Source organism: Burkholderia sp. BCC1988, from assembly GCF_905339895.1.
In the GTDB taxonomy this organism is placed as follows: Bacteria; Pseudomonadota; Gammaproteobacteria; order Burkholderiales; family Burkholderiaceae; genus Burkholderia.
Map to the genome: position 1 here is coordinate 34347 of NZ_CAJPHA010000024.1, position 23914 is coordinate 58260.

General features: G+C 66.7%; 22 protein-coding genes and 1 tRNA gene. 11 read left to right on the plus strand and 12 right to left on the minus strand.

Translation table 11 applies throughout. The features are described 5' to 3' along the window. Window positions 1-124: 124 nt before the first annotated feature. Window positions 125-2296 carry a phosphocholine-specific phospholipase C gene (locus U4012_RS28910; RefSeq protein ID WP_321802671.1) on the plus strand — a complete coding sequence of 724 codons (2172 nt, stop codon included), beginning with the start codon at window positions 125-127 and terminating at the stop codon, window positions 2294-2296. A gap of 195 nt (window positions 2297-2491) precedes the next feature. Beyond that, window positions 2492-3217, plus strand: coding sequence for a phosphonate utilization associated transcriptional regulator (locus tag U4012_RS28915; protein WP_044847361.1), 726 nt, complete (start codon window positions 2492-2494; stop codon window positions 3215-3217). Window positions 3218-3405: 188 nt separating this feature from the next. Here the strand turns inward: U4012_RS28915 and U4012_RS28920 are convergent, their stop codons facing one another. The 7 genes from U4012_RS28920 to U4012_RS28950 all read right to left on the minus strand — a co-directional run bounded on the left by U4012_RS28920 (window position 3406) and on the right by U4012_RS28950 (window position 11112). Further along, entirely contained in the window at window positions 3406-3678 is a 273-nt protein-coding gene (locus tag U4012_RS28920) for a hypothetical protein (protein WP_321802674.1), read from the minus strand. Continuing rightward, on the minus strand, window positions 3675-3950 hold the full coding sequence (locus tag U4012_RS28925; protein ID WP_321802676.1) for a hypothetical protein: 276 nt from the start codon (window positions 3948-3950) through the stop codon (window positions 3675-3677). Before U4012_RS28925 ends, U4012_RS28920 begins: the two co-directional genes overlap by 4 nt. A 478-nt stretch (window positions 3951-4428) precedes the next feature. After that, the gene (locus U4012_RS28930) at window positions 4429-5817 is read right to left on the minus strand and encodes an FAD-dependent oxidoreductase (RefSeq protein WP_321802678.1); all 1389 of its coding nucleotides are present in this window, start codon (window positions 5815-5817) and stop codon (window positions 4429-4431) included. Window positions 5818-5950: 133 nt separating this feature from the next. Then, window positions 5951-7081 carry a 2-aminoethylphosphonate--pyruvate transaminase gene (locus U4012_RS28935; RefSeq protein WP_321802680.1) on the minus strand — a complete coding sequence of 377 codons (1131 nt, stop codon included), beginning with the start codon at window positions 7079-7081 and terminating at the stop codon, window positions 5951-5953. Window positions 7082-7129: 48 nt separating this feature from the next. After that, window positions 7130-8857: a putative 2-aminoethylphosphonate ABC transporter permease subunit gene (locus tag U4012_RS28940; protein ID WP_321802682.1), complete on the minus strand. Its 1728-nt coding sequence runs from the start codon at window positions 8855-8857 to the stop codon at window positions 7130-7132. After that, complete coding sequence (locus tag U4012_RS28945) at window positions 8854-9945, minus strand: putative 2-aminoethylphosphonate ABC transporter ATP-binding protein (RefSeq protein WP_321802683.1); 1092 nt, start codon at window positions 9943-9945, stop codon at window positions 8854-8856. Before U4012_RS28945 ends, U4012_RS28940 begins: the two co-directional genes overlap by 4 nt. Window positions 9946-10056: 111 nt before the next feature. Further along, window positions 10057-11112: a putative 2-aminoethylphosphonate ABC transporter substrate-binding protein gene (locus U4012_RS28950; RefSeq protein WP_321802685.1), complete on the minus strand. Its 1056-nt coding sequence runs from the start codon at window positions 11110-11112 to the stop codon at window positions 10057-10059. A 217-nt stretch (window positions 11113-11329) separates the two neighbouring features. On the opposite strand from U4012_RS28950, the gene phnA reads away from it, so the two are divergent. Both phnA and phnY read left to right on the plus strand, forming a co-directional pair. Beyond that, a complete protein-coding gene (phnA, locus tag U4012_RS28955; RefSeq protein WP_321802687.1) occupies window positions 11330-12568 on the plus strand; it encodes a phosphonoacetate hydrolase in 1239 nt (412 codons plus the stop codon). A gap of 27 nt (window positions 12569-12595) precedes the next feature. Next, complete coding sequence (gene phnY, locus U4012_RS28960) at window positions 12596-14050, plus strand: phosphonoacetaldehyde dehydrogenase (protein ID WP_124486716.1); 1455 nt, start codon at window positions 12596-12598, stop codon at window positions 14048-14050. Between the two features lie 90 nt (window positions 14051-14140). On the opposite strand, the gene U4012_RS28965 is transcribed toward phnY, so the two are convergent. Further along, window positions 14141-14416, minus strand: coding sequence for a hypothetical protein (locus U4012_RS28965; RefSeq protein WP_044847335.1), 276 nt, complete (start codon window positions 14414-14416; stop codon window positions 14141-14143). Between the two features lie 325 nt (window positions 14417-14741). Here U4012_RS28965 and U4012_RS28970 point away from each other — a divergent pair, with 325 nt between their 5' ends. The 3 genes from U4012_RS28970 to U4012_RS28980 are packed head-to-tail and all read left to right on the plus strand — an operon-like array spanning window position 14742 to window position 16974. Beyond that, entirely contained in the window at window positions 14742-15524 is a 783-nt protein-coding gene (locus U4012_RS28970; protein WP_257773938.1) for an amino acid ABC transporter substrate-binding protein, read from the plus strand. Between the two features lie 14 nt (window positions 15525-15538). Then, window positions 15539-16219, plus strand: coding sequence for an amino acid ABC transporter permease (locus tag U4012_RS28975; RefSeq protein WP_044847337.1), 681 nt, complete (start codon window positions 15539-15541; stop codon window positions 16217-16219). Continuing rightward, a complete protein-coding gene (locus U4012_RS28980) occupies window positions 16216-16974 on the plus strand; it encodes an amino acid ABC transporter ATP-binding protein (protein WP_124486713.1) in 759 nt (252 codons plus the stop codon). The genes U4012_RS28975 and U4012_RS28980 overlap by 4 nt, the downstream gene beginning before the upstream one ends. 29 nt (window positions 16975-17003) lie before the next feature. On the opposite strand, the gene U4012_RS28985 is transcribed toward U4012_RS28980, so the two are convergent. Continuing rightward, window positions 17004-17819, minus strand: a complete 816-nt coding sequence (locus U4012_RS28985) for an alpha/beta hydrolase (protein WP_321802692.1) — start codon at window positions 17817-17819, stop codon at window positions 17004-17006. 81 nt (window positions 17820-17900) lie between these two features. Between U4012_RS28985 and U4012_RS28990 the strand changes: the two genes are divergently transcribed. After that, a complete protein-coding gene (locus U4012_RS28990; RefSeq protein ID WP_321802694.1) occupies window positions 17901-18515 on the plus strand; it encodes a CGNR zinc finger domain-containing protein in 615 nt (204 codons plus the stop codon). A 42-nt stretch (window positions 18516-18557) separates the two neighbouring features. On the opposite strand, the gene U4012_RS28995 is transcribed toward U4012_RS28990, so the two are convergent. After that, a complete protein-coding gene (locus U4012_RS28995) occupies window positions 18558-19607 on the minus strand; it encodes a DUF3592 domain-containing protein (RefSeq protein ID WP_321802696.1) in 1050 nt (349 codons plus the stop codon). A gap of 189 nt (window positions 19608-19796) precedes the next feature. Beyond that, window positions 19797-19872, minus strand: a tRNA-Lys gene (locus U4012_RS29000). Between the two features lie 191 nt (window positions 19873-20063). Between U4012_RS29000 and U4012_RS29005 the strand changes: the two genes are divergently transcribed. Both U4012_RS29005 and U4012_RS29010 read left to right on the plus strand, forming a co-directional pair. Continuing rightward, window positions 20064-20468 (plus strand): PaaI family thioesterase, encoded by a 405-nt coding sequence (locus U4012_RS29005; protein WP_044847342.1) that lies wholly within the window; start codon window positions 20064-20066, stop codon window positions 20466-20468. 8 nt (window positions 20469-20476) lie between these two features. Continuing rightward, on the plus strand, window positions 20477-21343 hold the full coding sequence (locus tag U4012_RS29010) for a patatin-like phospholipase family protein (protein ID WP_124892316.1): 867 nt from the start codon (window positions 20477-20479) through the stop codon (window positions 21341-21343). A 79-nt stretch (window positions 21344-21422) separates the two neighbouring features. Here the strand turns inward: U4012_RS29010 and U4012_RS29015 are convergent, their stop codons facing one another. Then, a complete protein-coding gene (locus tag U4012_RS29015; RefSeq protein ID WP_044847344.1) occupies window positions 21423-22436 on the minus strand; it encodes a D-2-hydroxyacid dehydrogenase family protein in 1014 nt (337 codons plus the stop codon). Window positions 22437-22864: 428 nt separating this feature from the next. On the opposite strand from U4012_RS29015, the gene U4012_RS29020 reads away from it, so the two are divergent. After that, window positions 22865-23914: a LysR family transcriptional regulator gene (locus U4012_RS29020; protein WP_044847345.1), complete on the plus strand. Its 1050-nt coding sequence runs from the start codon at window positions 22865-22867 to the stop codon at window positions 23912-23914.

Below are 23914 nucleotides of genomic sequence, written 5' to 3' on the forward strand. Positions count from 1 at the left end.
CCGCAAGAAACCTGCTGGAACCGGTCACGGCCGGGACATGCCGGTGCGGAGTAATAGCGGCAACGCACCGACCGCCGGCCCCGCTCGACCGGCGCCACCCTTACCGACCCACAGGATCCTCTTCATGTCCGCCACCAATCGACGCGATTTCCTGCGCCTCGCCGCCCAGTCGGCCGGCGCGATGGCCGCCTACGCCGGCTTCCCGCCGGCGATCCGCAAGGCGCTCGCGATGCCGGCCGCCTATCGCACCGGCACGATCCGCGACGTCGAACACGTCGTGATCTTCATGCAGGAAAACCGCTCGTTCGACCATTACTTCGGCGGGCTGCGCGGCGTGCGCGGCTTCAACGACCCGCGCCCGCACCTGCTGCCGAACGGCGCGCCGGTGTGGCAGCAGCCGCCGGCGTCGGTGTTCACGAAGAACTACCACTCGCGCGGGCTCGACCCGTCCGCGCCGTACGTGCTGCCGTTCTACCTCGACCCGAAGCAGACGACCGAATTCCAGCCGGGCACCAACCACGGCTGGAGCAGCGGCCACCTGTCCTGGAACAACGGCCAGTGGGACCAGTGGGTGAACCAGAAGCAGGACGTGCTGACGATGGGCTACCTGAAGCGCCAGGACCTCACGTACCACTACGCGCTCGCCGACGCGTTCACGATCTGCGATTCGTACTTCTGCTCCGCGCACGCCGACACGGCGCCGAACCGCATCTACCTGTGGACCGGCACGATCGATTCGCGCAACGTGTACGGCACGCAGCCGAACGGGCCCGGCATCGGCGAGCGCAACAACACGAACGGCTACACGTGGACGACCTACGCGGAACGCCTCGAGAACGCGAAGATCAGCTGGAAGCTGTACCAGGGCGGCACGGGCATCCCGGGCGACCCGACGGACAACTACACCGACAACTCGCTGATGTTCTTCAAGCGCTTCCAGGTGAAGGAAGGCGCGAGCGGCCCGCTGGTCGACAAGGGCGCTTCGGATCACACGCTCGCCGAGCTGAAGGCCGACGTGCAGGCGAACCGGCTGCCGCAGGTGTCGTGGATCGTGTCGCCGTACAAGTACAGCGAACACCCGCAGGCGTCGCCGACCGACGGCGCGTTCTACATCAACACGGTGCTCGAGGCGCTGACGTCGAACCCGGAGGTGTGGGCGAAGACGGTGTTCATCCTCAATTACGACGAAAACGACGGGCTGTTCGACCACGTCGTGCCGCCGGTGCCGCCGGTCACGAGCGGCGTGGGCGGCCAGGGCATCGTGTCGTCGAATCTGCTGTCGAACCTCGGCGACGAACTGCTCGACCTGAACAAGTACCCGGGCGAGATGAGCCCGCTCGTGCCGGGTGCGGACCCGGGCGGCATCCAGCCGATCGGCCTCGGGCCGCGCGTGCCGCTGATCATCATCTCGCCGTGGACGAAGGGCGGCTGGGTCTGCTCGGAGACGTTCGACCACACGTCGGTGCTGCGTTTCCTCGAAGCGCGCTTCGGCGTGCAGGAGCCGAACATCAGCGCGTGGCGCCGCTCGGTCTGCGGCGACCTCACGTCGGCATTCGATTTCTCCGCGCGACCCGATACGCGCACGGTGAGCTTCACGGTGCCGCAGCACATCCAGACGGCCGGCCACGCGTACCAGGTGCCCGCGCAGCAGTCGATGCCGGCGCAGGAGCCCGGCACGCGTCCGGCGCGGGCGCTGCCGTACGAGCTGTTCGTGCATGCCCGCGTGAACGGCCGCGACGACAGCGTGTCGCTCGATTTCGCGAACTCGGGTGACGCGGGCGCCGCATTCTACGTGTACGACCGCCGCAATCCGGCGACGCCGCCGCGCCGTTACGCGGTGTCCTCGCACGACCGCTTCGCCGATACCTGGAGCACGTCGGCCGCGCGCGGCGACTACCATCTCGCCGCGTATGGCCCGAACGGCTATCTGTGCGAATTCCAGGGCAACACGCGGCTGGCCGCGGACGGCCGCCACGCGAACCCGGAAGCGAAGGTCGGCTACGACGTGCGCAACCGCCACGTGTACCTGCAGCTGCGCAACAGCGGCGGCGCGGCGTGCCGCGTGGTCGTCGACAACGCGTACAGCCATGCGCATGCACGCAGCTACACGCTGGAGCCGGGCGAGCGCATCGAGGATCACTTCGAGCTGTCGTCGAGCCACGGCTGGTACGATCTGACGATCACCGCGACCACGTTGCGCGATGGCGACGACAAGGTCGTGCGCCGCTTCGCGGGCCACGTCGAGACGGGGCGGCCGAGCCAGAGCGACCCGGGGCCGGTGAAGCAGCCGGCCTGACGGCACGCCCGCATCGTGCGGTCCGGCGTGCTCAGGCCGGCCGCACGATGCCGCGTGCCGGTCGCGTTCCGGCACGCGGAACCGGTTTTTGGAAACTGAAAACTGTTGACAATGTATCGGGCCGAGGGTATATAACGATCATTCGCCGACATGGCGCCCTCGTTTTTCTTCCGCAGCGTCGCTGCCTGCCCGACCATGACTGCCCCGAACGCGCTCAACGCCATCGAACTCCTGCAAAGCCAGTCGCTCGCGATGATTGTCCAGGACATGCTCGAGCGCGCGATCGTGTCCGGCGAATATGCGCCGGGCGAGAAGCTCAACGAAGTCGATATCGCGACCAAGCTGAACGTGTCGCGCGGCCCCGTGCGCGAAGCATTCCGCGCGCTCGAGCAGGCCGGGCTGCTGCGCAACGAGAAGAATCGCGGCGTGACGGTGCGCGTCGTGCCGCTGCGCGAGGCCGAAGAGATCTACGAAGTGCGCGCGATGCTCGACGAGTCGGTCGCGCGCGCGCTCGCGAAACGCATTTCGCCCGACACGCTGAAGGTGCTGAAGGGCATCATCCAGTCGATGAAGGATGCCGCGAAGACGCACGACGTCACGCGCTATACCGAGCTGAACGTGCAGTTCCACGACGCGATGGTGGTCGGCGTCGGCAATACGCATCTCACCGACACCTATCGCCGGCTCGTGCGCCAGCTCGGGCTGCTGCGCCAGGCCGCGATCGAGGCCGAGGAGGATGCGATCGCGGTGTCGGCGGCCGAGCACGACAAGATCGTGCAGGCGCTCGCGAGCGGCGACGAGGAGAAGGCGGTCGCACTGGTGCGCGAGCATGTCGCGCACGGCCTCGCGCGGATGCGCCGCACGCACGAGCAGGGATTGCCTGCGGCGGGGAAGGCGGCGCGGGAGAAAGCCGGCGCGTGAGCGGGTGCGGCGCGGGTTTCACCGCGCGTCGATGGCGACAGGGCGCTGAACCGATCGGTCAGCGCCTTTTGTGTTTACATCGTTCGCATGGTGACGTGCGGTGCGCGATGCGCGTTGTGCCTGGCGGGTTCAGTTCCTGCCGAAGATGACGAGATCCGAGCCGATCGGGGTGATCGTCGGCGCGTTGATCATTTGCCGCTCCGTTTATCAAAGAAATCGTCCAGGACCCAGCCAGTACCAGTCTCGCAGCGCACCTGTGTGTAGGCGTAAATTTTTGCGGCGCGATCCGCCAATGGCACGCAGGATTCGCCTTTCCTGATCGTAAAGACGGGCTGGGTTCGATCGTCATTCGGCTCGGCGAAGGCGGGCATGTCTTGAAGCGCCGTCCATTTTTCGTCTATGTGCTTCGAGCATGCACAGATCGTGACGGTGAATATGGCAAACAGCAGAACGCGCGTCATTTCTTCGGGTAGTGTCGGATTCCAATCAATCGCTTCGAATGGCGCAGGCCGATCATTAGATCTGCGGGAGCTATGATACCCGGGAGCTGCCATCTCGGGTCGTAAGCCAGAATGCCCGCCTTGCCGAGTACCTCGGCTATATTTGATGAGCAATTATTGTCGACGAGTGAGTAGCGCTTGTTTTCAAGGCGCCGTCTTCTTATTTCGTCGAGAATGATTCTTTTCTCGTCCCCGGATGTCTTGACGAGATAACCGATCGTATCGCGGCGCATTTTGGTTTGCTGGCGATTCAGATAATTCGAGACGTTGTCTACGTCCCGTCCCGGATGCGCTCGACCGTATACGACCCCATCAATGGCGATTGCGGTATGTCCGAATTGTGATCTGCTCGATATGGGTCGAGAGTCGCTAATCAGAATTTCAATGGTCGATGATGGATGCATAAGAGGCGTGTTTTCCCGCAGAAAATGCGGAATCCTAACGCCTTCTTTTTCATCATAAAATCGAGATAATGATCTGGTGCGGCGAGATAAATTTCATGCGACAAGATTTATCTTATTGGCTTGCGTTCATTTGGATGAAAATCGTCCGATTTTATGAGAAACGCCACTTCGGAAATTTGACTTGTCTTGTCAATGATCCTTGCTCGTTTGTTATTTGAGAAAGACCGGAATTGGAAGAAGATGTGACGAACCGTTACCCTGCAGAACTGTTCACGCGTACTGCGCGCTGTCGCATTAGGCCGGTGCCTCAAGCCTTGTCCGCCTTCCCCGCCGCGCTCGCGAACTTCGCGAGCCACGTATCGACCATCGCCGGCCGCCGGCTCTCATCCTCCGCACGCTCCTTGCGACGAATCGCATTGCGCACGACGTGCGCGCCGACATAGCGGATCGGCTCCGGCGGGAAATGGCCGAGCGGGCCGCGTACGATCGGGCTGCGCGTCCACGCGTTGTCGAGGCCGAGCACCAGCGACGACAGGATCTGTCCGCCCATGTAGGTCGGCCCGACGCCGTTGCCTGAATAGCCGAAGCCGTAGAACACGTTCGGCGCGCCATCGAGGCGGCCGAAGAACGGGAAGCCCGTCACCGAACGGTCCGACGGGCCGTTCCAGCTCGCGGTGACCGGCACGCCCGCGAGCGAAGGAAAGAATTCGCGCAGGCTCTGCGTGAGCTGCGCCTCGTACGGCGAGCGCCGGTCGAACACCGGCGCGATGCGGCTGCGCCACGAGAACGTGTTGCCGCCCTTGCCGAGCATCAGCCGGCCGTCGGCGGTCGTGCGGTAGTAGTACACGAAGATCCGCGAATCGAGCACCGACACGCCGTCGACGAGCCCGGTCCGTTCCAGCAGTTCCGGGCATTTCTCGGTGATCACCATGTCGCTCGACACGACCGCGATCGTGCGCTCGAACTGCGGGAAGCGGCTCGCCATCCACGCGTTGATCGCGAACACCAGCTTGCCGGCGCGCACGCTGCCGGACGGCGTCCGAACGACGGCCGGCTGCCCTGGCGTGAAGTCGACGAGCGGCGTGCGCTCGTAGATCCGGATCCCCATCTCGAGCGCGACGCGGCGCAGCCCGCGCACGAGCTTGCCCGGATGCACGGTCGCGGCGATCGGCGAATACACGCCGTCGAGATTGCGGGCCGAGCCCGAACGGCGCGCGACTTCAGCGGCCGGCAGCGGCTCGTAGCTGTGGATACCGCACGCGGCGAGCGCGTCGAGCACCGGCGCGAGCGTGCCGACCTGCGCGCGCGACGTCGCGGTGTACAGCGTGCCGTCGAGCCGCAGTTCGGCATCGATGCGATGCGTGCGACAGAAGTCCGCGATGTGCTGGACGGCCGCCTCCGACGCCTTCACGAGCCGGATCGCCTCCGCTTCGCCGAACAGGCGCCGCAGCGTCAGGAATTTGGCTGACCACGTGAGCAGGCACCCGCCGTTGCGCCCGCTCGCGCCGGCGCCGCACAGGTCGGCCTCGAGTATCGCGATGTCGAGCGCCGGGTTCTGCTGCTTCGCCTGGATCGCGGTCCAGAGTCCCGTGAAGCCGCCGCCGACGATGCAGACGTCGGCCTCTGTCGTGCCCTGCAGCGCGGGGGCGAGATCGCCGTCGTTGAACAGTGCTTGTTCGATCCAGAAGGGTCGCATCGGGTGTCGTGCCGGTAAGGGTCGAGAGAATTGCCGTGCCGCACACGGCGGTAAAACGCAAAACGAAAGCGAACCCGCCGCACCGCAACGCACGGCGACCGGCCGCGCGCCGCGGTGTGGCGGATGCAGCGCGTCAGGCCGCCGCTTCGGCCGACACGCGCCGCACGCCCATCGCCTTCAGCGTGTCGGCGATCGCGGCGACCGCGCCCGGAATGCCGGCCTCGCCGAAGTGGCCGATGCAGCCGACGCGGAACGTGTCGACCTCGGTCAGCTTGCCCGGATACAGAATGTAGCCGCGCTTTTTGACCTCCTGATAAAACCGCTTGAAGTCATAGTTCGGATCGTCCGGCGCATGGAACGTGACGATGATCGGCGCCTGGATCGCCGGATCGAGGAACGGCCGGAAGCCGAGCGCGCGCATCCCGTCGATCAGCGCACGGTAGTTGCGCTGGTAGCGGCCGCCGCGCGCGGCGAGCCCGCCTTCGTCGACGTATTGCGCGACGGCCGCATCGAGCGCCGCAACCACGTGCGTCGGCGGCGTGAAGCGCCACTGCGTCGTGCGCTGCATGTAGACCCACTGGTCGTACAGGTCCATCGCGAGCGAATGGCTGTTGCCTTCGCAGCGTTCGAGCGCGGTGCGCTTCGCGATCACGAAGCCGAGCCCCGGCACGCCTTCGAGACACTTGCCGGACGCGGCGATCACCGCGTCGAACGGCGTCGTGCGCGCATCGATGTCGATCGCACCGAACGAGCTCATCGCGTCGACGATCAGTCCGCGGCCGTGTTTCGCGACGACCTGCGCGACCTCGTGCAGCGGGTTCAGCACGCCGGCGCCGGTTTCGCAGTGCACGAGCGCGACGTGCGTGATGGTCGGATCGCCGGCGAGCGCGCGCTCGACGTCGGCCGGATCGACGCGGCGGCTCTCGCTGTAGTCGATCGTCGTGAGCTTGCGGCCGAGCACGCGGCAGATCTTCGCGAGGCGCTGGCAGTACGCGCCGTTGTTCGGCACCAGCACGTGGCCATCGCGCGGCACGAGCGTGCCGATCGCCGCCTCGACCGAGAACGTGCCGCTCCCCTGCAGCGGCACGCATTCGTGCGTGCCTTCGCCGTGCACGATCTGCAGCAGCCGTTCGCGCAGCCGCGCGGTGATCGCGTTGAAGTCGCTGTCCCACGAACCCCAGTCGCGCAGCATCGCGTCGCGCGTGCGCTCCGAGGTCGTCAGGGGGCCGGGGGTGAGCAGGATGGGCTGGGTGGCGAGCGTCATGGTGTCTCCTTGGTGAAGTCGGGACGTCACGTGAATGCGGCGAACGGATCAGCGGCGGTGCGGGGTGCGCCAGGCCTGCGTGCGGCGCAACAGGCGGTGCGAGATGCAGGCGAACAGCACGCACGCGAACGACGAGGTCGCGAGCACGAGCGTCGCCATCGCGGCGGCCGGGCCCATCTGGCCCGCGTCGTCGAGGTTCAGGATCGCGACGGAGGCGGGCTGCGTGTCCGGCGAGTACAGGAACGCGACGGCGGAGACCGTCGTCATCCCGTTGACGAACAGGTAGCGCGCGATCAGCAGGATCGCGGGCAGGCACACGGGCACGGTCACGCGCAGGAAGGTCTTGTAGAACGGCACCTTCAGCGACGCGGACACGGCCTCGAACTCGCTGTCGATCTGCCTGAGCGCGGTGACGGCGGTCAGGTGGCTCGACGCGTAGTAGTGGACGACCGTGACGATCGCGAGCAGCCACAGCGACCCGTACAGCCCGTTCAGCGGATTGCCGGGAGCGTTGAACAGGAAGATGTAGCTGATGCCGAGCACGAGGCCCGGCACGCCCATCGGCAGGATCGCGCACAGGCTGACGAAGCCGCGCAGCCAGCGTGCGCCGCGGGTTTTCTCGATCAGGTAGGCGCCGCCGAACACGACGATCGTGCCGCCGAGCGCGACGGTCGCGGCCATCCGCAGGCTGTTCTTGTACGCATCGAAGATGCCGGCGCCGATCAGCCCCATCTCGTAGTGCTGCAGCCCGACGCTCATCTGGTACGGCCAGAACTTCACGAACGACGCGAACACCGAGATGCCGACCACCGCGATGAAGAACGCGCACACCAATGCGCAGTACGCGAGCATCGCGGCGTCGAAGCCGCGCGAAGGCTTCGGCTGGTACGGCGTCGAGCGCGCGCCGAGTTGCGACTGCTGGCGGCGGCGGATGAAGAAGTCGACACCGAACGCGACCAGCGCCGGGCACAGCAGCATCAGGCTCACGACCGCGCTGCGGTTGAAGTCCTGCATCCCGATGATCAGCTTGTAGATGTCGGTCGACAGCACGTTGTACGAGCCGCCGATCACCACCGGCACGCCGAAGTCGTTGATGCACATCGTGAAGGCCACCATCGTCGCGCTGATCAGCCCGTACTTCGCGCCCGGCAGCGTGATCGTGAAGAACTTGCGGATGCGGCTCGTGCCCATCGCATCGGCGGCTTCGTAGAGCCGGCCGTCCGCGAGCGACAGCGCGGTGACGAGGATCATCAGCACGTGCGGAAACGATGCGTACACCATGCTCAGCACGATCCCCGGCAGTCCGTAGATCGAGTGGCCGTGCAGCAGCGGCTTGAGCAGCCCCGCGTTGCCGAACCAGTAGATGAACGACACGGCGGACAGCAGCGTCGGCGCGAGCAGCGGCAAGAGCGCGATCGTGCGTGCGGCGTTCTTCAGCGGCATGCACGAGCGCGTCAGCGCATACGCGAACGTAAACGCCATCGGCACGACGATCATCGTGACGAGCGCGCCGACCGTCAGCGAATGGAGCATCGAGCGCAGCACGCCGCTGTCCTCGAGATACTCGACGAAGTTGTGTGCGCCGACGAAACGGCCGTCCGTATCGACGAAGCACTTCTGCACGACGAGCGCGAGCGGCAGCAGCAGGAACAGCGACATCAGCGCGGCCATCGCGACGAGCGCGAGCTGTGCGATGCGGTCGTGCCAGTGCGTGAGCTGCCGCACGTCGGCGGATGCGGCCGCGCCGCGGCGGCGTTCGGTGAGGACGGCGCTCATTGCAGTCGCTCCTTCGCGCTCGGGAACACGCGGACATGCTCGCGATCGAGCGCGAGGTCGATGCGCGCGCCGGCCTGCACGCCGGTGCGGTCGACGTCGTGATACGACAGGTCGGCGACGATTTCCTGGCCGTCGAGCCCGTCGATCCGGAAGCTCACGCGACAGAACGCGCCGAGGAACTCGAGCTTCTCGACGCGGCCGGCCAGCACGTTGTCGGCCGTCTCGCCCGGAATGCGGATGCGCAGATCCTCGGGCCGCACGTAGACCGACACGGCCGCGCCCTGGGCCGGCCGGGTCGCGCCATGCCGGCAGTCGAAGCCGACGCCGCCCGCGCGCAGCGTGCCGTCCTGCGCGACTTCGGCGGGAATCGTGTTGACGCGGCCGATGAAGTCCGCGACGAACGGCGACGCGGGCTGCCGGTAGATTTCGAGCGGCGTGCCGATTTGCTCGATCACGCCGTGATTCATCACGACGATGCGGTCGGCCATCGACAGCGCCTCTTCCTGGTCGTGCGTGACCATGATCGTCGTCACGCCGAGCCGCTGCTGCAGCGCGCGGATCTCCTGGCGCAGCCGCACGCGCACGCGTGCATCGAGCGCCGACAGCGGCTCGTCGAGCAGCAGCAGGCCGGGCGACGTCGCGAGTGCGCGCGCGAGTGCGATGCGCTGCTGCTGGCCGCCGGACAGTTGCCCGGGATGCTTGCGATGACTGTCGGGCAGGCCGACCAGCGCGAGCAGCGTATGCACGCGCTCGTGGATCGCGTCGCGCTTCATCCTGCGGTTCACGAGCCCGTACGCGACGTTGTCGAAGACGGTGAGGTTCGGAAACAGCGCGTACGACTGGAACACGATCCCGTAGTCGCGCAGTTGCGGCGGCAGCCGCGAGATGTCGCGGCCGTCCTGCATGATGTGGCCGGCGCTTTGCGCCTCGAGCCCCGCGATGATCCGCAGCAGCGTGGTTTTCCCGCAGCCGGACGGCCCCAGGAAGCAGATCATCTCGCCCTTCATCACGCTCAGGTTGATGTCGGTGAGGACCTGTGTGTCGTTGTACCGCTTTTCGATGCGTTCTACGCTCAGATAGGGTGCCATGCACGCCTCCACGCTGCGGGCGGCCCGGATGCGGGCCGGATACGACGATCGGAAGGGACGCGGGGCGGCGCGTGTCGCGGCCCCGCTGCCTGGTGCGGCGTTATCGCCGCGTCATTGCTGCGCTTTTGCCCCGTAGCGCTTTTGCCAGGTATCGAGGATCGACTGACGGTTCTTCGCCGACCACACGAAGTCGTTCTTCACGAGCAGGTCCGAGTAGTTGTCGGGGATGCCGGCGAGCTTGCGCGCGACGCCCGGGTACGCGACGATCGCCCACCAGCGCGCGGTGATCTCGTTCGCGTCCTTGCTCGCCATGAAGTCCGCGAGCTTCTTCGCGGCGTCGGGCTGCCTGGTCGTCTTCATGATCGCGGTGCCTTCCATGTCCCAGCCGAGCCCTTCCTTCGGGAACACGAGATCGATCGGCGCGCCCTGCGCCTGCAGTTCATGACCGCGGAACTCGAACGAGATGCCGATCGGGAATTCGCCGGTGCCGGCGAGCGTGCACGGCTTCGAGCCCGAATGCACGTACTGCGCGACGTTCTTGTCGAGCGCGTCCATGAATTTCCAGCCGCGATCGTCGCCGAAGGTCTGCAGCCATGCGGTGACGTCGAGATAGCCGGTGCCCGACGACACGGGGCTCGGCATCACGATCGCGCCTTTGTAGACCGGCTTCGTCAGGTCTTCCCACGACGTCGGCTTCGGGATGTTCTTCGCCTGCGCGGCGACGCGGTTGTAGCAGATCGTCGCGCCCCACACGTCCATGCCGACCCAGTGCGGCGGCGTGTTCGCGTCGCTGTACTTGCGCGTGAGCTGGTCGAAGCCCTTCGGCGCATACGGCATCAGCATCCCCTGCAGGTCGAGCAGCGTGAGGCTCGACGCGGCGAGGCCGAGGATGACGTCCGCGCGCGGGTTGTTCTTCTCCGCGAGCAGCTTCGCGGTGACCGAGCCGGTCGAGTCGCGCACCCAGCGGATCTCGATGTCGGGGTTCGCTTTCTCGAAGGCGTCCTTGTAGGGCTTCATCGCCTCGTCCTCCAGCGCGGTGTAGACGAGCAGCGACGTCTTCGCATGCGCCGCCTGCGCCGCGCCGAGCGCGACCGCGGCGGCCAGCGCGACGCGCGCCGCGCCCGTCGCCCATGCATTGAAACGCTTCTGTACCGGCACTTCGTTCATCTTCAGACCCCTTGACCGTGGCGCCGCGGGCTGCGGCGGATGAGTGGAGACCAGCCCTCTTCGTACTGCCTCGTGTTTCCGTCTTTTGCTTTCTGTTCTCTGCATGTTGTTGACAATCTACAAATCATCAATTTTAATGTCAAGCATGGAAAACACCTCCTCGGCGCGGCGCGGGCGCCGACAGCTCAACCCCTTCGAACCGAAAGGACTGAACGTCATGACTGAAACGCCTGTATCCGTGGAAGTGAACGGCCGCCGCTACAACTGGATGCGCCGCCCCGTGGTGGTGGTCTGCGTCGACGGCTGCGCCTATGAGTATCTCGAGATGGCGGCCGAGGCCGGCGTCGCGCCGTTCCTGCGCACGCTGCTGAAGCCGGGCACGGCGCTCAAGGGCGAGTGCGTGGTGCCGAGCTTCACGAACCCGAACAACCTGTCGATTGTTACCGGCGTGCCGCCGGCGATCCACGGGATAAGCGGCAATTACTTCTACGATCGCGACACCGGCGCCGAGGTGCTGATGAACGATCCGAAGTACCTGGTCGCGCCCACCGTGCTCGCGACCTTCGCGGAACGGGGCGCGCGCGTCGCGGTCGTCACCGCGAAGGACAAGCTGCGCCGCCTGCTCGGCAAGGGGCTCAAGGGCATCTGCTTCTCGTCGGAGAAAGCGGACGAGGCGAGCCTCGAGGAAAACGGCATCGACAACGTGCTCGAGCTGGTCGGCAAGCCGGTGCCGAGCGTGTACAGCGCGGACCTGTCGGAATTCGTGTTCGCGGCCGGCGTGCGCCTGCTCGAGACGCGCCCGATCGACCTGATGTACCTGTCGACGACCGACTACGTGCAGCACAAGTGCGCGCCCGGCACCGACGGTGCGAACGCGTTCTACCAGATGATGGACGCGTACCTGAAGCGGCTCGACGAACTCGGCGCGATCGTCGCGATCACGGCCGACCACGGGATGAACGCGAAGCACGACGGCGAGACCGGCGAGCCGAACGTGATCTATCTGCAGGAGCTGTTCGACGCGTGGCTCGGCCATGACGCGGCGCGCGTGATCCTGCCGATCACCGATCCGTACGTCGTGCACCACGGCGCGCTCGGCTCGTTCGCGACCGTCTACGTGCCGGACGACGCCGATGCCGACGCGCTGCGCGCGCGGCTCGCCGCGGTGGACGGCATCGAGGTCGTGCTGACGGGCGCCGAAGGCTGCGCGCGCTTCGAGCTGCCGCCCGAGCGGATGGGCGACCTGATCGTGATCTCGAAGCAGGACGTCGTGCTCGGCACGCGCCGCATCAAGCACGACCTGTCGGGCCTCGACGTGCCGCTGCGCTCGCACGGCGGGATCTCCGAGCAGATCGTGCCGCTGATCTTCAGCAAGCCGGTCGCGACCGATGTCGCGGGCCGCGCGCGGCTGCGCAACTTCGACATCATCGACATCGCGCTCAACCATCTGCAGTGACGCGGACGCATCCGCCAGGAGACACTCATGAACGCCATTGCAGCATCGACGGAGGTTCGCACGGTTCATCGTGAAGCACTGCGAATCGATGGTGAAAGGATTCAGCGCGATGCGGTGATCGAGGTACGCAACCCGTACGACGGCTCGCTCGTCGGCACCGTGCCGAAGGCGACGCTCGACGACGTGCGGCGCGCGTTCGCGGTCGCGCGGGCGTACCGGCCGTCGCTCACGCGCCACGAGCGCGCGGCGATCCTGCGCCGCGCGGCCGACATCGTGCGTGCGCGCACCGCCGGGATCGCGGCGCTGATCACGGCCGAGGCCGGCTTGTGCATCAAGGATTCGACGTATGAAGCCGGGCGCGTGGCCGACGTGCTCACGTTCGGCGCGGGCGAAGTGCTGAAGGACGACGGGCAGATCTTCTCGTGCGATCTGACGCCGCACGGCAAGAAGCGCCGCGTGTACACGCAGCGCGAACCGCTGCTCGGCGTGATTTCCGCGATCACGCCGTTCAACCACCCGATGAACCAGGTCGCGCACAAGGTCGTGCCGTCGGTCGCGACCAACAACCGGATCGTCGTGAAGCCGTCGGAGAAGGTGCCGCTGTCGTGCTACCTGTTCGCGGACATCCTGTATGAAGCCGGCCTGCCGCCGCAGATGCTGCAGGTGATCACCGGCGACCCGAAGGAGATCGCCGACGAGCTGATCACGAATCCGGCGATCGACCTGATCACGTTCACCGGCGGCGTGTCGATCGGCAAGTCGATCGCGTCGCGGATGGGCTACCGGCGCGCGGTGCTGGAACTCGGCGGCAACGATCCGATCATCGTGATGGAGGACGCCGATCTCGACGAGGCCAGCACGCTGGCGGTGTCGGGTTCGTACAAGAACTCGGGGCAGCGCTGCACCGCGATCAAGCGGATGCTCGTGCACGAGGCGGTGGCCGATCGCTTCACCGAGCTGGTCGTCGAGAAAACCCGCGCGTGGGCCTACGGGAACCCGGCCGATCCGTCGGTCGACATGGGCACCGTGATCGACGAAGCGGCCGCGAAGTTCTGCGAGCAGCAGGTGAACGACGCGATTGCACGCGGTGCGCGGCTGCTGGTCGGCAACGTGCGCGACGGCGCGCTGTATTCGCCGACCGTCGTCGATCGCGTGACGCCCGACATGCCGCTCGTGAAGTACGAGACGTTCGGGCCCGTGTCGCCGATCATGCGTTTTCGCGACATCGACGAGGCGATCCGGATGTCGAACAGCACCGACTATGCGTTGTCGTCGTCGGTCTGCACGAACCGCTTCGACAGCATCACGCGCTTCATCACGGAGCTGGAAGTCGGCAGCGTGAACGTGCGCGAGGTGCCCGGCTACCGGCTCGAACTGACGCCGTTCGGCGGCGTGAAGGATTCGGGCCTCGGCTACAAGGAAGGCGTGCAGGAGGCGATGAAGAGCTTCACGAACACGAAGACCTACTCGCTGCCGTGGTAAGCGGTGTGTGATGCACACGCGCCGGCTCGAAGGCCGGCGCGCGCAATTTCCCCATCGCGGGAGGCGGCCGCGACAGCCGCCAGGCGACGGTCAATCGTCGTCGTGATGGTGATGACGCCAGCCGCGATGCCAGCCGTTGTCGTGCCGGTAGTAGCGGTAACGGTATTCGCCGTAGTACGGGCCGTAATAGGCGGGCGCCGGCTCGTACACGACGGGCGGCGGCGGCGCGTAGTAGACAGGCGGCGGCGCCTCGATCACGGGCCCCGGCACGCCGAAATACACGCCGACGTCGGCACGCGCGAACGCACTTGCCGACAGGCAGGCGGCCGCGATGCCGACGGCACTGGACAACAGGATGCGTCTCATTTGCCGTTCACTCCGTCCGCGGGGACAGGCCCGCGAGCAATCGTTTTACCTGCCTTCATGGTACGTAGCGCATGCCCGATGGGTGATACCGCAGTGTCGCTTCTGTAACCGCCGGTAACGATTCGTCAGACGATCGCCCCGCTGCATCGCGTGGGATTTCGTCTGCGGAATGGGCGCGGCTCGCCGGCGCGTTATTCGACGCGCTCATATCGTTAGCGGATTTGCGTTTTTGCCGGATATCGGCGCGTCGGTAGAATTCGCGGACCTCTCGCGCGGCCGTTCGGGCCGGCGGGTCCACTCCCTTCCATCGTTCGGGGTCCGCACCATGAAATTCCTTCGCTCCATCCTGGTCGTCGCATTGCTGCAGGCCACTGCCGTCACGAGCGCGCTGGCGGCCGACGATCTCGCGCAGATCAAGTCGGCCGGCGTGTTCCGGGTCGGCACCGAAGGCACGTACGCGCCGTTCACGTATCACGATGCGTCGGGCAAGCTGACCGGCTTCGACGTCGACATCGCGAGCGCGATCGCGCAACGGCTCGGCGTGAAGGCGGAGTTCGTCGAAGGCAAGTGGGACGGGCTGATCGCGGGCCTCGACGTGAACCGCTACGACGCGGTCGTCAACGAAGTGTCGATCACCGATGCGCGCAAGGCGAAATACGATTTCTCGACGCCGTACATCACGTCCCACGCGGTGCTGATCGTGCGCGCGGACAACACGTCGATCCGCTCGTTCGACGACCTGAAGGGCAAGAAATCCGCGAACACGCTGACCAGCAATTTCGGCAAGCTCGCGGCCGCGCACGGCGCGGACGTGGTGCCCGTGCAGGGCTTCAACGAATCGATCGACCTGCTGAGCGCGGGACGCGTCGACGCGACGATCAACGATTCGCTGTCGTACCTCGATTTCCGCAAGCACAAGCCCGACGCGAAACTGAAGATCGCGGCGACCGACACGAGCGGCGCCGGCGATGCATCGGGCGTGCTGCTGCGCAAGGGCAGTCCCGCGCTGGTGGCGGCGATCGACAAGGCGCTCGCGGACCTCAAGGCCGACGGCACCTACGCGAAGATCTCGCAGAAGTACTTCGGCCGCGACGTGTCGCAGCCGTGACGCGAGGCTGACCGATGCCGCCCTGGCTGCACTTGATGGCGGAATCGCTGCGGCCCCTGCTGGTGGCAGGGCTCGTGTTCACGGTTCCGCTCACGCTCGCGTCGTTCGCGATCGGCCTGCTGCTCGCGTTCGGCGCGGCGCTCGCGCGCCTGTTCGGGCCGCGCTGGGCGCAGGCCGCCATACGTTTCTACATCTGGCTGTTTCGCGGCTCGCCGCTGCTCGTGCAGCTGTTCGTGATCTTCTACGGACTGCCGAACGTCGGCATCGTGCTCGATCCGCTGACCGCCGCCGTGATCGGCTTCTCGCTTAACGTCGGCGCGTACAACGCCGAGGTGATCCGCGGCGTGATCGAATCGATCCCGAAAGGGCAGTGGGAAGCCGCGTACTCGATGGCGATGACGCGCGCGCAGGCGCTGCGCCGCGCGATCCTGCCGCAGGCCGCGCGCGTCGCGCTGCCCGCGCTGTCGAATTCGTTCATCTCGCTGGTAAAGGACACGTCGCTCGCGGCCGTGCTGACCGTGCCCGAGATCTTCCAGGCCGCACAGCGCATCGCGGCGGTCACCTACGAGCCGCTGATCCTCTATACCGAAGCCGCGCTGATCTATCTGCTGTTCAGCTCGGTGCTCTCGTCGCTGCAACGTCGGCTCGAGCTGCGCTTCGGGCGCCATGCGCTGTTCCACGCGGAGTTGCGATGATCCGTCTCGAACGCATCGACAAGTCGTTCGGCGCGCAGCGCGTGCTGACCGGCATCGACCTCGCATTGCAGCCCGGCAGCGTGACCGCGTTGATCGGGCCGTCCGGCAGCGGCAAGAGCACGCTGCTGCGCTGCGTGAACCTGCTCGAAGTGCCGGAGGCGGGCGCGCTCACGGTCGGCGACGCCCGCATCGACTTCGCGGCGGGGCGCCGCCCGTCGCGCGATCACGTGTTCGCGGTGCGCCGTCAGACCGGCATGGTGTTCCAGAACTTCCAGTTGTTTCCGCACCTGAGCGTCGTGCAGAACGTGATGGAAGGGCTCGTGACCGTGCAGCGCTGGCCGCGCGAGCAGGCGCGTGAACGCGCGCTCGCGTTGCTGGACAAGGTCGGTATCGCCGACAAGGCCGACGCATGGCCCGCGACGTTGTCGGGCGGCCAGCAGCAGCGCGTGGCCATCGCACGCGCGCTCGCGCCGTCGCCGCAGGTGCTGCTGTGCGACGAGCCGACGTCAGCGCTCGATCCCGAATTGTCCGTCGAAGTCGTCGAAGTGCTGCGCCAGCTCGCGCGGGAAGGCACGACGATGCTGATGGCCACGCACGACCTGCGCCTGGCCGCGTCGGTCGCGCACGATGCGGTGTTTCTCGCGGATGGCCGCGTGGTCGAGGCCGGCGCATCGCGCGAGCTGTTCGGGCGGCCGCGCGATCCGCGCACCGCGAAGTTCGTCGCGACGCTCGCGCAGGGCGTGCCGGCCTTCTGATCTGCCACGCCACGCGGCTGCGTGGGCGATCATTCCTGTCCGTGTGCGTCGAGCACCGCGGCGACGATCGCCTCGGGCGCATCCTCCTGGACCAGGTGCCCCGCGCGCGGCACGCGGATCAACTTTCCGCCCGCGATGCGATCGGCGAGCGCCTGCCCCTGTTCGCGCGGAATCCATGCGTCGTCCTCGCCCCACACGATGCGCACCGGAAAGTCCGGCGGCGCATAACGGGCCTCGGCTTCCTCGATATAGCGCTGGCGCATCTGCGCGATCTGTCGATAGAACGCCGGCTGGCCGGCCGGCGTGAGCCAAGGCGAGCGGTAGATCGACAGCACGTCGTCGCTCAACGGCCGTGCGACCGCATTGCCGATATAGGCCGACACGAGTGCGTGATGCGCATACGCCGGCAGCCCGGTGAACGCGGCTTCGTGCTGCGCGACGTGACGCACGAACGGCGAGCCTTGCGGCGCGATCGCGACGGGGTTCACGAGTGTCAGGTCCGAATACGCGATGCCGTCGAGGAAATGCGCGCGCAGCACGGTTGCGCCGCCGTAGTCGTGCGCGAGTACGCGCGGGCGTGAAAGTTTCCATTCGTCGAGCAGCGCGCCGAACAGCACGTTCTGCCGGCCGAGCGAGACGTCCGTGTCGGGCATGTCCGACTGGCCGTAGCCGAGCAGGTCGTAGAAGAACACGCGATGACGCCGTGCGAGCCACGGCGCGATGCGGCGCCACACCTGCGACGAGAACGGCGTCCCGTGCACGAGCACAAGCGGCGGCCCTTCGCCGAGCGTGCCCCATGCGATCCGGTGACCTTCAAAATTGTAGCGATTGGCGAGCTCGAGCATCGGCGCCTCCGTGCTAACCTGTTTTGGTTGTTAACAGGTTACGCCTGTTCACTCGGATGTGAAACCGATAGGTGAAAATAAATGGTTACTCGACACGAGCCTGCGCGACCGGCGCATACATGGTGCGCGGCCGATTTCGTCGGCGGCCATCCGGCGCTCGATTTCCTGAACACGGTGGCCGACACGGGCAAGACGCGCGATGAGGACAAACTCGTCGACTGGCCGGCCGTGCGTGCCTGGGCCGGGAAGTCGGGGTTGCTGGCGGAGGCCGACCTGACGCGGTTTCTGCGTCATCCGCGGCAGGACGGCGCGGACGAACTCGCCGCGCTGCACGGTTTTCGCGAGGATGCGTATGCGGCGCTCGCGCACCTGACGGCCGGCGAAGGCGGCAGTGCCGGCGCGCGAGCGGCGGACCGGCTCGCCGAGGCGATTCGCGACGCGATCGGGCGCAGCAGATTCGACGCGGTCGACGGCCGCTTCGCGTGGCGGCCCGATGCGCGCGCCGCGTCGCGCTGGATCGACGCGGCCGCGCTCGGATTCGAGCATCTGCTGCGCGGCGACGATTTCGCGCGCGTGCGGCAGTGCGGCCGCTGTACGTGGTTCTTCGTCGATCGCGGCCGCGGCGTCGGACGCCGCTGGTGCGACATGCGCACGTGCGGCAACCGCGCGAAGGTGGAGGCGTTCAGGGAGCGGTGAAGCCGGGGCCGCGACGTTGACGGCCCGGTTCTTCCGCGTTCGTCATTCGGCGAGTTCGTGCGGTCGAGGCTCGGGCCACAGCGCCCCGACGACGAACAGTCCGGCGACGAGGAACGGCGCGCCGATCGCGAACAGGATGGCCGTGAGCCCCCACCGGTCCCAGAACCGGTCGATGACCGCGCGCTCGGGCGTGACGGGGTCGTACAGCACGTCGACCACCTCGCCTTCGTACAGCCCGGGGCGCGACGAGGTCGAGCCTTGCGCGAACGTGACGGGGCGGCCGCTGTCGGTCGTGAACGCGATGGTCGCCGAATAGAGCGACGTGCGCGTGCGGGACGACTGGGCGGTTTCGGCGATCTCGACCACATGGCCGGTCGAGTGCGCGTAATGGCGGGCGATCTGCCACTGGCGCAGCCCGGCGGCGCCGGCGCCGGCCAGGAAGACGGTGCCGATCGCGATCGGAATCAGCACGATCGCGATGTTCCAGCGGCGCCGGACCGCTTTGCGGGCGGCCGGCGCAGACAGCGCGTCGGCCTGCCGGCCGCGGCGCGCGTTCACATACAGCAGGCTGCCGATCGCCAGCGATGCGACTGCAAGCAGCGCCGGCACCGCGACGGGCAACCAGCGTTGCGTGAAATCGTCGATCAGTGCGGGACGGTTCGGATGGGCCGGATCGACCAGGACGTCCACGCTTTCGCCGATGTCGTAGGCCGGGACCACCGATGCGGTATTGCCGGCGACTTCGCGGCGGCGGCCGTCGTTCGCCAAATAGGCGACGATCGGGCGGTATGCACGCATCGCGTCGCTGTCCTGCACGATGCGCACGACCGTGCCCGGCGTGCGGATCAGGTCGCCGGCCGCATGGCTCGCGGTGACGGCGAGCATGGCTGCGACCACGAGCAGCGCAACGCCGAGCGCGAGTGCGACGAGCGCGTCCTTACGCGGCATGGCCGGATCCGTAGTGCGCGTCACGCGACGGGCCCGGATGCGATCGGGGGAAGGAGGCGACACGATGTGCGTGCCGTTGTCGGCGTGACCATGCCCTCTGAATGGTCGCGTCTCGTTCACATGATTCCATGTCTGACGTCCCATGCTCTCTCAGTGCCGGCGGCGATGCGGCGATCGCCGTCCGGTCGTGTGATATTTTGTCGGACGATTCTAGCGGAAAGTATCTGGGCGAGGCATCAATGTGATTGCCTGTCGCGAGGCGGGGGAGAGGCCGGGCGGCGCCGGAAATGGAAAAAGGCCGGTCAGCTTGCGCTGACCGGCCTTTGGAATTCCTGGTGGGGCGTGAGTGACTCGAACACTCGACCTACGGATTAAGAGTCCGCTGCTCTACCAACTGAGCTAACGCCCCCAACAGAAGAAAGATTATGCCCGTGTATTTCGGACTTGGCAAGCCCTTTCTGCGAATTTCCTCAAAATATTTCGTAGCGGCGACGGCGGCCGTCGCCGCGGTAATGAGCCATCGCAGTTGGCGCGCTCCCGGTATGATGACGTCCACACCCGTTGCGCGGCGGTCGCGCAACGTTTTCTGGACATTCGAAGATGGACGAAAACGCAGTCCGCGAATTGCTGGATCGCCTGCTGGCCCCGTGGGTCCGCTCGCTCGGTCTGGTTCCCGTATCGATCGGCGACGACAGCGTCACGATGCGCCTGCCGTTTTCCGGCGAATTCCGTCATTCGGGCGGCGTCATCTGCGGCCAGGTGTTCACGGCCGCCGCCGACACCGCGATGGTGGTCGCGATCTCGGCCGCGCTCGGCGAGTTCCGTCCGATGACCACCGTTTCGCTGAACACGAACTTCATGCGTCCGGTGCGCAAGGGCGACGTGCTCGTCACCGCGCGCGTGCTGCGGATGGGCCGCAACCTGGTATTCGGCGAAGTCGAGCTGTTCGACGAGGACGGCAAGATGGCCGTTCACGCGACGTCGACCTACGCGCTCGTCAGCTGAGCGGCGCGATGTTCGACCAGATCGTCTTCGCGGGCGGCGGCAATCGCTGCTGGTGGCAGGCCGGCTTCTGGGACGTCGCGCAGCCGGCGCTCGGCTTGCGCCCGCGCGTGATCGCGGGGATCTCGGCCGGCGCGGCGACCGCCTGCATGCTGTATACACGCGACGCCGCGTGGGTGATGCGCTATTACGAGGAAGCGCTGCGCCACAACCGCAAGAACGCATACTGGGGCAACCTGTTCGGCCGCGAGCCGGTGTTTCCGCATTACCGGATCTACCGTCAGGCGCTGCTCGACATCTACGGCGAGCCGTTCGCGCGGCTCGCCGACGCGCCGGAGATCCGCATCGGCGTGTCGCACGTGCCGCGCTGGCTCGGCGCGCGCAGCGCGGTCGCTGCGGGCCTCGTCGCATACAACATCGAAAAGTACCTGCGCAAGACGCTGCACCCCACGCTCGGGCGCACGCTCGGTTTCCGGCCCGAGTTCGTGCGCGCGCAGGCGTGCGCGAGTGTCGAGGAACTCGCCGATCTGATCCTGCAGTCGTCGTGCACGCCGCCGTTCACGCCGGTGCTGCGCCGCGGCGGCCGGCCGGTGCTCGACGGCGGGATGGTCGACAACGTGCCGGTCGACGCGCTCGACGCGTCGCCGGGCGACGTGCTGGTGCTCGTCACGCGGCTGTATCCGCGCCCGCAGATGTTCACGGTCGCGCACGGCGACCAGCGGCGGCTGTATGTACAGCCGTCGAGCAAGGTGCCGATTTCGAGCTGGGATTACACGAGTCCGTCGCAGATGCGGCATGCGTACGACCTCGGACGGCGCGACGGCGAGCATTTCCTCACGCGCGTCGACGCGATGACGGGCGGCCGCGTGGCCGCCTGAAGGCGGGGAAGGCGGGAAGCCCGGCAGCAGCGCCGCGCGGCGAGCGCGGCCCGTGCCGGCCAGCACCGGTCGGAGTCGGTCAGCGCACGCGGCGCGGCGTCAGCGCTTCCGGATTGACGACGCTCGACATATCGCCCTGGTCGAACGCGAGGATGTTCTTGAACGCGGCGCTGAAATAGAGCTCGTAGCTTTCGCGCTCGACGTAGCCGATGTGCGGCGTGCAGATCACGTTTTCCATCCGCAGCAGGCTGTAGCCTTGCAGGATCGGCTCGCTCTCGAACACGTCGATCGCGACCATCCCCGGACGGTTGTGCGACAGCGCGTTGACGAGCGCGTTTTCCTCGAGCAGCTCGGCACGGCTCGTGTTGACGAGCAGCGATGTCGGCTTCATCCGCATCAGGTCTTCCTGCTTGACGATCCCGCGCGTGTCGTCGTGCATGCGCAGGTGCAGCGACAGCACGTCGCTCTGCTCGAACAGCGCTTCGCGGCTCTCGGCGGCCGTGTAGCCGTCGGCGCGCGCGGCCTCGAGCGAATGCTCGCGGCCCCAGATCAGCACGTTCATCCCGAACGCCTTGCCGTAGCCGGCCACCAGCCGGCCGATCTTGCCGTAGCCCCAGATGCCGAGCGTCTGGCCGCGCAGCACCTGGCCGAGGCCGAAGTTCGGCGGCAGCGCCGACGTCTTCAGGCCCGACTGCTGCCACGCGCCCTGCTTCAGGTTCGCGACGTATTGCGGAATGCGGCGCTGGGCGGCCATCACGAGCGCCCAGGTCAGCTCGGCGGGCGCGACCGGCGAACCCGTGCCTTCGAGCACCGCGATGCCGCGGTCGGTACACGCTTCGAGGTCGATGTGGCTCGAGATGCGGCCGGTCTGGCTGATCATGCGCAGGTTCGGCAGCTTGGCGAGCAGTTGCGACGAAATCGGCGTGCGCTCGCGAATCAGCACGAGCGCCTCGACTTCCGCCAGGCGGCTCGCGAGTTGCCCCAGGCCGCGTACCGTGTTGTTGAAGACCTTCACGTCGTGCTCGGCGAGCATCTCGAAGCAGTTCAGCTTGCGGACGGCGTCCTGGTAGTCGTCGAGGATGGCAATTTTCATGATCAGCGGGAGTCGCGCGTTGGAAGCGGCGGCGGCGGCGGCGGCGCAGGTCGCGCACCCGTCCCGCCCGGCCGGGGCCGACATGATGCTACGTCGGCGCACGTCGTGGTGTCTTTTTAACAGGTTGTTACGCTCCGCCGCAATCGGCGCCGGCCTGAGCCGGCGCCGCTCCCGTCGGGTGCGGCGGGGTCCGCTGCCGTGTCGCGTCAAATACGTCCTTCCTGATTCGGACGTTTCCTCGACGAGGTTCACCCAATTGTTGCTTCAATCAGAATAATTGGATCATCCATTCGCGATGAGTGAGGATTTTTGACTATTTTTATCGTCAAGGCGGCCCTTGTTGAGCAACTCTGCATCATTTCCGCTGTCGTAGGAGAATTACGCATTTGCTTCAACTTTTTGAAGTTGTAACAGCGGCAGGAGTCGTTATGGATCATTTGCAGTCGATGCGCGTGTTCGTCAAGGTTGCGGATCTCGGCAGTTTCGCGCGGGCCGCGAGTGCAATGGATATTTCCAACGCGGTCGCGACGCGTCACGTCGCCGATCTGGAAGGCCGGCTCGGCACGCGCCTGCTGAACCGCACCACGCGCAGCCTTTCGCTGACGGAGTCGGGCCAGGTCTATCTGGAGCGGGCGCGCCAGATTCTCGATGAGCTCGAGGATGTCGAGCAGATGGTCGTCGCGCGCAATCACGAGCCGGTCGGCACGTTGCGCATCGTCGCGCCGGTCGTGTTCGGCCTGCACAACCTTGCGCCCGTCCTGCAGTCGTACACCGAGAATTTCCCGAAAGTGGTGCCGGATCTGACGCTGGTCGACCGCCAGGTCGATCTCGTCGAGGAAGGTTTCGATGTCGGCATCGTCGTCACGCGCCAGATGCGCAGCGCGAGCATCGTCACGCGTCGGCTGACCACGGGCTGCATGACCGTGTGCGCGACGCCGAGCTACCTGGAAAAGCACGGCGTGCCGACCCATCCGGAGCATCTCGCCGAACACCCGGCGCTGAGCCTGCCGACCGAATACTGGGGCGACGAGCGCGTGTTCACCGGGCCGGACGGCGAAGTGCGCGTGCGCCCGACCAACGTGATCGTCGCGAACAATACCGCGATGCTGCGCCAGTTCGCGCTGCTCGGGATGGGCGTCGCGATCCTGCCCAGCTACCTGATCGGCAGCGACATCGCGCGCGGCGCGCTGGTCCGGCTGCTGCCGGATTTCCGGCTGCCGCAGGTCGAGATCAACATCGCGTATCCGAGCCGGCGCCACCTGCCCGCGAAGGTGCGCACGTTCATCGATCACCTCGTCGAATATTTCAGCCACTCGACCGACGCGATGATGGGCGAACAGTGGGCCGCACAGAGTGCGGCGCCTGCGCCGATCGGCGTCGAGATGCGCGCCGAGCCGCCCGAGTCGACCGACCCGAACCTGCAGCCGCGGCTCGCGCGTTCGCCGCGCGCGCGCGTCGCGGTGCCGTCGCCGCTGTAA